Raw genomic sequence first — 9,676 nt, forward strand, 5'->3', positions numbered from 1 at the left:
GGGCCGGCGGGCCGGTGCCGCTGGCGCTCACCAACCGGCCGGTCCCGGCCAGTTGTCCCCGCTGCGGGCATGCCGAGACCGAGTTGCTGGCGCCGTTCGGCGCCACCGCCTGCCGGGAGCTGCGCCGGTGCCCGGCGTGCCGGGAGCCGTTCGAGCGGGTGAAGGAGATCTGAGGTGGTGGTGCGAGACTTTCACCCGTTGCGGGTCGCGGCGGTCGACCGGCTCTGCGCCGACGCTGTGGCCGTCACGTTCGCCGTGCCGCCCGAGCTGGCCGAGCGCTATGCGTTCCGGCCCGGCCAGTCGCTGACCGTCCGCCGAGCCGACGAGCGCCGCACCTATTCGATCTGCGCCCCGGCCGGCGCCGCGCCGCGCATCGGGGTGCGGGAGGTGCCGGGCGGGCAGATCTCCAGCTGGCTGGTGCGTGACCTGCGACCCGGCGACACGGTCGAGGTGGCGCCGCCGTCCGGGACGTTCACCCCGGAGGTGGCGGCCGGCGGCCGGCACGTGCTGATCGCCGCCGGCTCCGGCATCACGCCGGTGCTCTCCATCGCCGCGTCGCTGCTGGCCCACTCCGGCGCCCACGTCAGCCTGCTCTACGGCAACCGGCGGGCCGACACGGTCATGTTCGCCGAGGAGCTGGCCGATCTGAAAGACACCTACCCCGACCGGCTCGAGCTGGTGCACGTGCTGTCCCGCGAAGCTCGCGAGACCGAGCTGTTCACCGGCCGTCTCGACGCCGACCGGCTGCGCACCCTGCTGCCGCTGCTGCTCGACGTCCCGGCGGTGGACCACTGGTGGCTGTGCGGCCCGTTCGGGATGGTGACCGCCGCGACCGATGTGCTCGGTGAGGCCGGCGTCGCGCCCGAGCGCATCCACCGCGAGCTGTTCTGGGTCGACGAAGCGCCACCGGAGCCGGTCCGCCCCGAACCCGGCCCGCGCGGGCCGAGCAGCGAGGTCACCGTGGTCCTGGACGGGCGGTCCACCACGGTGACCGTCGAGGAGGGGACGGCGCTGCTCGACGGGGCGCAGCGGTCCCGGCCCGATCTGCCGTTCGCCTGCAAGGGTGGCGTGTGCGGCACCTGCCGGGCCCGGCTCGTCGACGGCGAGGCGACGATGCGCCGCAACTTCGCGCTCGAACCGGCCGAGATCGAAGCCGGCTTCATCCTCACCTGCCAGGCGACGGCGACCTCACCGAAAGTGGTGGTCGACTTCGATCAGTGAGCCGAGGTGGGCGTCGAGGACCCGGCGGAACTCGTCCGGCCGTTCCACCCAGGGGTAATGGCCGCAGCGCTCGATGACCGCGGCGCGCCCGGCCGGGAAGAGATCGGCGAGAGCGACGACGGGCGCGAGGCCGGTGAGGCAGTCCACCTCCCCGGCGACGACGAGCACGGGCGCCGTGACGCGGCCGAGCCGGCCGGCGAAATCCTCGGGCGGGGCGACGCTGAAGTAGGCCAGGGCGGCGGCCAGCGACCAACGCCCGACAGCGGCGTGGGCCTGCTCGGCCGGTCCCCAGGCGGCGTAACCGAGCGGCGCGCACCGTCGGTGCCAGTCGTTGAACCGGTCGTCGTCGCTGAGATCGGGGCCGCCCTCGGCCGCGGCCCGCGCGGCGGCGAAGACCGGGTCGCCGAGCCGGCGGGCGATCAGCTCCTCGGCGTCCGGTGGGGTGGCCACCAGGTGGGTGGCGGGCGGTGTGATCAGCACGAGGCCGGCGAGCCGCTGCGGAAAGCGGGCGGCGTAGGCGGTGGCCAGGCGGGTGCCGGCGGAGTGGCCGGCCAGGAGGAGGCGGTCGAGGCCGAGGTGCTCGCGCAGCCGTTCCAGATCCTCGGCCTGCCGCCAGTAGGACCCCGAGCTGTCATCCGAGGGTTCGGGAGAATTGCCGACGCCTCGCAGGTGGGGGACGACCAGGCGGCAGCGGCTGCTCAGGCCGGCCAGGTCGCCCAGATAGCCGGGGTGCCGTGCGGCGCCGCCGGCCAGTGTGATCAGCGGTGGGAGGTCCTCGCCGGTCGCGGGGTGGGAGTCGTCGTAGTGCAGTGGCGTCCCGTCGGAGCCGGTGTAGATCGGCACGCGCCAAACCTAGACGATCCGCTTCGGCGGTCCGGGCCCACTTCCAGATACCAAGATCAAAAGCCGGCGACTGTCGGAACGCCTGGCGGCGCTGGGGGTTGACGGGCGCCGGGCGCTCCCTGCTCGGTCCACATTGTTTCGGTGGCCCTGCCGCGCGATGCGGATGTGGGCGTGGGTCACCAGACGTGGGTGACGGCCTCCGCGGCGATGCGCTCGTCGAGCAGGGAGTGGTCCACGTTGGCGCACAGCACGATCGACGCGCCGGCGGTCAAGGGGGCCATCAGCCAGATCAGGGGTTCCTCGTGGGCGGCGGTGTCGATCAGCACCCGGTCGCCGCTTCCGATGCCGCGGGAATGGGCGATCTCGGCGGCGACCGCGCCGTACTCGCCGAAGGTGGTGCCGTCGACCGTGGCCTTCTCGCCCACGCCGACCCCGCCGGCCGGGGGAGGCGCGCCCAGGTGCGGGCGGGCGGCCTGGGCGTAGTCGCGGTAGCCGTCCGGCACGTCCGTGGTGGGCGCGCCCGACGGGGCGAGACCCAGCACGAACTGGTGCCGGGCCGGCGGCACGTCGTCGAGCCAGCTGCCGACGCGGCGCCGTTCGACGAAGGTGGCGTCCAGCGCGGGACCGGTGTCCGGGCCGAGGCCGGCCGTTGCCCAGCCGCGGAAGGACACCTCGATCCCGGCGGCCCACGCCCCGAGCAGCACCGCGGCGGTCTGCCAGTGCGGCGGCAGCAGCACTCCTGCCCGGCTGCCGCGCGGCAGCCCGCACTCGCCGGCCAGCAACTCGGCCGTGGCGGCGGCCCACACGCCCAGGTCGGCGGGGGTGAGCCCGACGCGTTCGCCGCTGGCGTCGTCGTAGAAGGTGACCAGTTCCGCACTCATGGCGTCACCACGATAGCGACGTCCCGGCCGGCCGCGGAATCACCCGGGAGGCGACGTTCAGGCCGCTTCGAACCTGGTCAACTCGCGGGCCTCGGCCGCGTACCGAACCAGGAGATGGACCGTCTGCGGCCCGGCCGTGCCGTCGGCCGTGAGGCCGGTGCGGTGCTGGAAGTACCGCACCGCCTCAGCGAGTTCGGCCTCGCCCGGGCCGACCCGCACGCCCAGGTCGGCGAAGAGTGCGCGCAGCACCGCCGGATCGGCCGGCGGAGCCTGCCCGGACCAGCCGATCAGGCCACCGACGGCGGTGCCGACCACGCTGAGCATTCCTCGTGCGGACATCGTGACCTCCCGTTGCGAGCTGATGAATCCAGCTTCGCGAGCGGGCCTGTGCCCGACATCTGACGGAGGTCTCCACCTGCTGTGCCGTTCTGCGACTTTCGGCCGATCCCCGGGTCGCTCCGCCAGGCCGGCGCCGAGCGAGGTCGAGACGTGACGCGAGCTCGTCAGGTTCGGCAGAGGAAGCTGCGGGCGAGAACGACCAGTTCGCGGGCGTCGCCGGCCGTCACGCCGTACTCGGTGATCTCCGATGCGGCAGCGGCGCGCCGCTGACCGCCGGCCATGGCGGCGCAGGCCGCGTCGCCCATCTCGGTGATCTCCTCGGGGCGCCGGTCGACCGCGACCTCCGGCAGCTGCCCGCGCACTGCGGCGATGAAGCTCTCCCCGGACGGCGCGCTGGTCTGCGACTCCGCGGCGTTCGGCGCGGCCGGGCTGGGCGCCGCGGTCGCGGCCGGCCGGTCCTCGGCCGGGGCGCTGACGGCCGCGGCCGGCTCGCTGGGGGCAGGCGCGGCCAGGCTGCCGGTCGCGCTGGGTGCCGCGGCGCGGGGTTGGCCGTCCTTCCATTCCGGTACGCCCGCGGGCGCCCCGCACGCAGCGATCATCGGTACGGCCGCCGCGGTCACGAACAGGCCGAGCCGCCTCATGCCGAGCCGCCTCATGCCGAGCCGCCGTCGGCATCGTCGTGCGGTGCCGCCGTCTCGGCGCCGGGCTCGGCCGGCCGCCGCGCAGCCGGTTCGATCGGCCCGCGGCCTGCGGAGATGCGCAGGGCGTCAGCGGGTTCGGTGATGGTGGGGCCGAACGGGCGCCGTTCGACCGAGGTGCGCGGCCGGCCGATACCGTCGCGCGCGGTGACATTGGTGGGGGACACGCGGCAGACCCTAGACGCCGCCGCGCACGGTTCCCGTTGCCGCGCCGAACCCACCCGGAAGGGGGACCGGCAGTCCGGTCCGCGCCAGCCGATCGGCTGGCCGCCACCGACCGGCTGATCGTCGCGCGGCCCCGGATCGGGCGATCCCGGCCCGCATCGTCGGGTCTGCATCGGGACTCCGCCGAGCCGGAGGGGCAGGCCACAGCGCTGGATGAGCTGGTTGGGCGTCTGGATGGGGGTGGGGTCACCGGAGCCTGGACGGCCACGGCCGGCTTTCGGTCGCTGGAGCGGAAGGCCTGCGGACGGTGAGCGAGGGCGAGGCCGGCGCGGCGGCGAGCGGGAGATCGGCGGCACACAGGGAAGTCACAGAGCGCTCACCGCCGCACGACAAACTCCCGGCGCACTGTCGAGGGCATGACCGATCTGATGACCCGCCCCGTCCTGGACGACCGGAACGCCGGCACCGCCGGCGAGCGTGTCGTCGGTGCGCTGCCGCCGGCGCCGCCCACCCACATCGCGCCGGAACTGGTGCGGCCGCCCCGGGACCCGCGATGGAAGCGCCGGGTGGCCGGTGGCGCAGCCGTGCTCGTGCTGATGGCCGGTGGGGGCAGCGCGGGCGCGCTGCTCACCGACCGATACCTGAACAGCCGGCCGGCCGCGGCCAGCGCTGCCGTGACCACCGTGGCGGAAGGGGACGACCTCGCCCCGATCGTGGCGAAGGTGCAGCCCAGCGTCGTCACCGTCCTGGTCGACGGCGCGCGGTCGTCGTCGCTCGGATCCGGTGTGGTCCTCAGCGCGGACGGGCTGATCCTCACCAACAACCATGTGATCGCGGCGAACGGCACGGTCAGCGTCCGGCTGTCGACCGGGCAGACGGTGCCCGCGCAGGTGGTCGCCACCGACGCCGGGCACGACCTGGCGCTGGTGCAGGGGAGCGGGCTGTCCGGGCTGACGCCGGTCACCTTCGCCGGCGACGGCACCGTCGCGGTCGGCGACACCGTGCTGGCGTTCGGCGCGCCGCTCGGTCTGGAAGGGACGGTGACCTCGGGCATCGTCTCCGCCCTGGACCGCAGCCTGGACACCGGCGAGGAGAAGCTCACCGGCCTGCTGCAGACCGACGCCGCGATCAACCAGGGCAACTCGGGCGGCGCGCTGGTGGACATGTCCGGGCGGGTCGTCGGCATCAACGTCGCGATCGCCACCACCGATGAGAGCAGCGGCAGCGTCGGGCTCGGCTTCGCCATCCCGGCCGGCACCGTGACCAGCGTCGTCGAGCAGCTCAAGGCGCAGGTGCGCTGAACCGCCCGCGAATCGGACTACCGTGCGATGGTCACGGTTGTCGATCTGGGAGGTGCGGCATGTCCGGGGTGGAAGCGATGCGGCGCTGGATGTACCGGGGCGGCCGGCCCAACCGGCTGGCCCGGATCCTCAACCGGCTGTCGGCGGTGCAGTTCGGCCGGGGGATCCTCGCCCCGGACAACTGGGTCACCCTGGAGGTCGCCGGCCGGCGCAGCGGCAACACGATCAGCTGCCCGCTGGTCCTCACCCCGTACGAGGGGGAGCGTTACCTGGTCTCCATGCTCGGCCGCGACGCGAACTGGGTGGCCAACGTCCGGGCCGCGCGCGGCGAAGCCGTGCTGAGGCACGGCCGGGCCGAGAGGGTCCGGCTGGTCGATGTGGACACCGCGGGCCGTGCCCCGATCCTGCGGCGTTACCTGGCACTGGCCCCCGGTGCCCGGGCGCACCTGCCGGTGGACCGGCACGCGCCGCTCAGCGAGTTCGAACGGATCGCCGGTGACTACCCGGTGTTCCGGGTGACCGCACCCTGAGGTGCGGCCACCCGGACCGGTCAGCCCGCCAGGTGACCCCAGCGGTCGGCCAGCTCGTCCCACGTGCCCTGGTCCTCGGCGCGGCCGCCGATCAGGACGACGACCTTGTCGGCCTGGGCCAGAGCGGCCCGCTTCGACGTCGAGCCGACCACGGTGACCCCGTGCGACCGCAACGCCCGCCACAGCTCCAGCTCGGTGGTCACGTCGAGCGCGGACGACACGTCGTCGGCGATCAGCAGCTCGGTGCGCGGGGCCAGCGCCCGAGCCAGGGCCAGCCGCTGCAGCTGGCCACCGGAGAGCCGGGTGCCCTTGTGCCCGATGAGCAGCTGCAGGCCGCCGCCGGAGGCGGTCAGGTCGTGCTCCAGCTGGGCGACCGACACCGCGTCCGCCGCGTCCACCTCGTGGCCGAGCTGGATGTTGTCGGCGACCGTCCCGGACAGCACCCGCGGCAGCTGGGCGACATATCCCACCTGGTTGGGCCGCAGGAACATCTCCGGCTCGTGGACCGGCTCGTCGTTCCACCGCAGTTCGCCGGTGTGGTGCACGATCCCGGCGAGGGCCCGCAGCAGCGACGACTTGCCCGACCCGACCGGCCCGACCACCAGGACGAGTTCGCCACGGTCGACGGTGAGGTCGATGTCGCGGACGCCGACCGCGCCGTTCTCGTGCACCGCGCTGAAACCGTCGAGCTCCAGCCGGCGCAGCGACTTGCGCGCCGCGGTCGGTGGCGCCGGCGCCGTGCCGGCGGCCAGGTCCACACCCGGAACGTGCGCCGAGTACTCGGCGACGCCGGCCATGGCGACCGTCCGCTTCGTCCAGACCCGGGCCGACGGGAAGTGCGACACCAGCGACGCGGTGGTCCAGGCGAACCAGCGGGCCGACCCGAGCGTGGCCACCGCGATCAGGGTCGCCGCCGGGCTGAGCCGCCCCGACAGGTAGAGCCCCCAGGCCGCGATCGGCAGCAGGCCGCTGGCGATCGACGGCGTGGACCGCGCCCACACCTGGATGGCGATCTCCCGCCACTGCAGCTCGCTGCGTTTCGCGTCGAGCCGCGACAGGTGCGCGAGCACCGGCTCGGTCGCGCCGGCCAGTTTCACCGTGCGCGCCGCCGACAGCGACGAGACCAGCGAGGTGGCGAACGCCGCGCGGGCCGCCACGGTCCGCCGGGCCGCCTGCTCCAGCCGCGGCCCGAACAGGGTGGCCGCCAGCCCGGAGAGCAGCATCGTGCCGACGAAGAACAGGGCCGGCACGATCGACTGCGAGGCGAGCGTCATGGCCACCACGGTGAACACGGCGACGCAGTTGTCGATCAGGTTGTCGGCGAGCATGACCACCCGCTCGGTGTCGCCGCCCTGGGCGACCACCTCGGCGGGGGTGTGCTTGCTGACCCGCCGCGGCCCGATCTGCCCGTGCACCAGCCGCAGGCTGATCCGCAGCATCTGCCGCACCCACCACTCCGGGAACCAGGCGCCGGTGTAGTACAGCGTCGGGATCAGCAGGAGCAGGGCGGCCGCGATGCCGGCCGCCGGGTACAGCGGGTTGCCGATGCCGTCGACCACGTTGGACCAGAGCAGCGGCAGGATCGCCCCGTCCAGCCCGAAGAGCACGAGCAGCAGGAAGAACCCGACGGCGCCCAGGCCGTAGCGGCTGTCGTTGGTGGCGAGCCGGACGATCTCCCGCATCGTGTGCGCCCGGGGTGGCTCCGGCAGCGGCGGCGGCTCCACTGTGGGCAGCGGGTTCGCCAGCGCGTCCGGGCCGAGCTCGACCTGCACCGCGGTGTCCCAGTCACGGTCGCCCTCGGCGACGAGCACCCCGCCGGCCCCGGTCTGCGCGACCGGCACCGTCAGGTTGCTGCTGGCCATCAGCTCGGCGAACCGTTGCGACTCGCGCAGCGGCCCGGACTCCAGCACCTGGCCGTCGGCGAGCACGACCACCTCGTCGCAGCGCTGCACCGAGGAGAGCCGGTGCGCCACGATCACGCCGATCCGGCCCCGCAGCAGGCGGTCGGTGGCCCGCTGCACCCAGGACTCGGTGACCGGGTCCATCCGGGCGGTGGCCTCGTCGAGGATCACCAACTGCGGGTCGCGGACCAGGATGCGGGCGAAGGCCACCAGCTGCTCCTGGCCGGCGGAGAGCTTGTAGCCGCCCTCGCCGAGCTTGGTGTCGATGCCGGACGGCAGACCGGCCACCCACGCCGACAGGCCCAGCTCGTCGAGCGCGCCGGCGGCCTGGGGCAGCAGGGCCTCGTCGAAGAGCGCGATGTTCTCCGCCAGGGTGCCGGCCAGGATCTCGGTGCGCTGCGGAACGATCGCGGTCCAGCGGCGCAGGCCCTCCACACCGATGTCGTTGATGTCGGTGCCGGCCAGGAAGACCGTGCCGCGCGGCACGTCCACGGCCCGGGTGAGGATCTTGGCCAGGGTGGACTTGCCGGAGCCGGTCCGGCCGATCAGCGCGTACGACCGGCCGCGCGCGAAGGTCAGGCTGACGTCGCGCAGAGCCGGCGGCCGGGCGCTGTCACTCTCGCCGTAGCGGAACGTCAGGTCACGGATCACCAGGTCGCCGTCGGTCGGCGGGACCCCGTCGGACGGCTCCTGCGGCACGTTGCTGAGCTGCTGCACCCGGCTCCACGCGCCCAGCGCGTTCTGCAGCTCGGGCACCATCCGGGTGACGTGCTCCAGCGTGCCGCCGAAACCGAGCGCGAGCAGCCACACGGCGGTCAGCCGGGCACTGTCGATCTGCCCGGCGGTCAGCGCCCAGGCGCCGCCCACCACGAGGATCGCGATCAGCGAACGGGTGATCGCGCCCGCGCTCATGGTGATCCGGGACGAGGCGTGCCAGACCCGGCGGCCGCGGACCAGCACCTCACGGGCGCGCAACGCGTAGAGCCGGTGCACGTAGGGCGCGGCGAGGCTGGTGCGCACGTCGTCCTGGCCGTGGATGGCCTCCTCCATCACCGCGGCCAGGTCGGACCAGGCCTCCTCCTCGGCGATCCGGATCGGGCCGATCCGCTGGACCGGCTTGTTCATCGTGACGAACAGCAGGATCGACACCAGGATCATGGCGACCGCGGCCGGCCACCAGACGAAGAAGGCGGTGACGATGGAGAGCGAGGCGAGGGCCATCGACTGGGCGAGCCGCACGCCGGAGCCGCGCAGCTCGGCGCCGACCTGGTAGACGTCCGAGTCGATCCGGTCGAGCAGCTCGCCGACCGGCGTGTTCTCCAGCGCGGGCAGGGGCTGGCCGAAGGCGACCCGGTTGAGGCCGCGCCGGACCCGGGCGGCCCAGTCGGCGGTGAGCCGGGCCGCGACCAGCCCGACCGAGACGTCGGTGAGCACGGTGGCGGCGAGCGCGGCGGCCAGGAGGACGAAGAGCGGGTAGGACCGGTCGACCAGCACCGGGCCGGCCAGGGCGAGCGCGCCCGCCGAGCCGGCGGCTCCGAGAACGATCAGAATCGCAACGAGGGCGGTGCGACTTCGGCTGGTGGCCCAAAGGTCGCGGAGCAGGCGCATGGAGAAGTCCTCGAGCGGTAGGGGAAGGCGGTGACCCCATCCTGCGCGGACCGGAGATGGCTGCTCAACCGGTTTATTCCCGACATAGCACCCCGCCAGCGGCGGCGTGCCAAGGCGGCGGCGTGCCAAGGCGGCGGCGTGCCAAGGCGGCGGCGTGCCAAGGCGGCGGCGTGCCAAGGCGGCGGCGCG

9 protein-coding genes and 1 pseudogene are annotated in these 9,676 nt (G+C 74.1%); 4 read left to right on the forward strand and 6 right to left on the reverse strand.

The genetic code is table 11. From position 1 onward, the window contains the following. Positions 1–173 (forward strand): annotated as a pseudogene (locus AB0F81_RS48320) (phenylacetate-CoA oxygenase subunit PaaJ); the annotation flags it as partial. 1 nt (position 174) lies between these two features. Further along, the gene (gene paaE, locus AB0F81_RS48325; RefSeq protein ID WP_360210695.1) at positions 175–1,221 is read left to right on the forward strand and encodes a 1,2-phenylacetyl-CoA epoxidase subunit PaaE; all 1,047 of its coding nucleotides are present in this window, start codon (positions 175–177) and stop codon (positions 1,219–1,221) included. Here the strand turns inward: paaE and AB0F81_RS48330 are convergent. The 5 genes from AB0F81_RS48330 to AB0F81_RS48350 form a co-directional block, all read right to left on the reverse strand. Then, positions 1,189–2,064, reverse strand: a complete 876-nt coding sequence (locus tag AB0F81_RS48330; protein ID WP_360210697.1) for an alpha/beta hydrolase — start codon at positions 2,062–2,064, stop codon at positions 1,189–1,191. The genes paaE and AB0F81_RS48330 overlap by 33 nt on opposite strands. Positions 2,065–2,240: 176 nt before the next feature. Next, positions 2,241–2,945 (reverse strand): TIGR03089 family protein, encoded by a 705-nt coding sequence (locus tag AB0F81_RS48335; protein WP_360210699.1) that lies wholly within the window; start codon positions 2,943–2,945, stop codon positions 2,241–2,243. A gap of 57 nt (positions 2,946–3,002) precedes the next feature. Next, the gene (locus AB0F81_RS48340; RefSeq protein ID WP_360210701.1) at positions 3,003–3,284 is read right to left on the reverse strand and encodes a peptidoglycan-binding protein; all 282 of its coding nucleotides are present in this window, start codon (positions 3,282–3,284) and stop codon (positions 3,003–3,005) included. 164 nt (positions 3,285–3,448) lie between these two features. Then, entirely contained in the window at positions 3,449–3,925 is a 477-nt protein-coding gene (locus AB0F81_RS48345; RefSeq protein WP_360210703.1) for a DUF732 domain-containing protein, read from the reverse strand. A gap of 11 nt (positions 3,926–3,936) precedes the next feature. Beyond that, on the reverse strand, positions 3,937–4,149 hold the full coding sequence (locus AB0F81_RS48350; RefSeq protein ID WP_360210705.1) for a hypothetical protein: 213 nt from the start codon (positions 4,147–4,149) through the stop codon (positions 3,937–3,939). Positions 4,150–4,563: 414 nt separating this feature from the next. On the opposite strand from AB0F81_RS48350, the gene AB0F81_RS48355 reads away from it, so the two are divergent. Together AB0F81_RS48355 and AB0F81_RS48360 are read left to right on the forward strand one after the other, a co-directional pair. Further along, on the forward strand, positions 4,564–5,448 hold the full coding sequence (locus tag AB0F81_RS48355) for a trypsin-like peptidase domain-containing protein (protein WP_360210707.1): 885 nt from the start codon (positions 4,564–4,566) through the stop codon (positions 5,446–5,448). A gap of 59 nt (positions 5,449–5,507) precedes the next feature. Beyond that, entirely contained in the window at positions 5,508–5,978 is a 471-nt protein-coding gene (locus tag AB0F81_RS48360) for a nitroreductase family deazaflavin-dependent oxidoreductase (RefSeq protein ID WP_360210709.1), read from the forward strand. A 20-nt stretch (positions 5,979–5,998) separates the two neighbouring features. On the opposite strand, the gene AB0F81_RS48365 is transcribed toward AB0F81_RS48360, so the two are convergent. Next, a complete protein-coding gene (locus tag AB0F81_RS48365) occupies positions 5,999–9,487 on the reverse strand; it encodes an ABC transporter ATP-binding protein/permease (RefSeq protein ID WP_360210711.1) in 3,489 nt (1,162 codons plus the stop codon). Positions 9,488–9,676: the final 189 nt, after the last annotated feature.

This window comes from Actinoplanes sp. NPDC024001, assembly GCF_040638955.1.
Classification (GTDB): Bacteria; Actinomycetota; Actinomycetes; order Mycobacteriales; family Micromonosporaceae; genus Actinoplanes.

Excerpts from the sequence above, each read along its gene's own strand:
- AB0F81_RS48335 (WP_360210699.1), bottom strand. The coding sequence starts at position 2,945 with ATGAGTGCGGAACTGGTCACCTTCTACGACGACGCCAGCGGCGAACGC.
- AB0F81_RS48340 (WP_360210701.1), bottom strand. The coding sequence starts at position 3,284 with ATGTCCGCACGAGGAATGCTCAGCGTGGTCGGCACCGCCGTCGGTGGC.
- AB0F81_RS48345 (WP_360210703.1), bottom strand. The coding sequence starts at position 3,925 with ATGAGGCGGCTCGGCCTGTTCGTGACCGCGGCGGCCGTACCGATGATC.
- AB0F81_RS48355 (WP_360210707.1), top strand. The coding sequence starts at position 4,564 with ATGACCGATCTGATGACCCGCCCCGTCCTGGACGACCGGAACGCCGGC.
- AB0F81_RS48360 (WP_360210709.1), top strand. The coding sequence starts at position 5,508 with ATGTCCGGGGTGGAAGCGATGCGGCGCTGGATGTACCGGGGCGGCCGG.
- AB0F81_RS48365 (WP_360210711.1), bottom strand. The coding sequence starts at position 9,487 with ATGCGCCTGCTCCGCGACCTTTGGGCCACCAGCCGAAGTCGCACCGCC.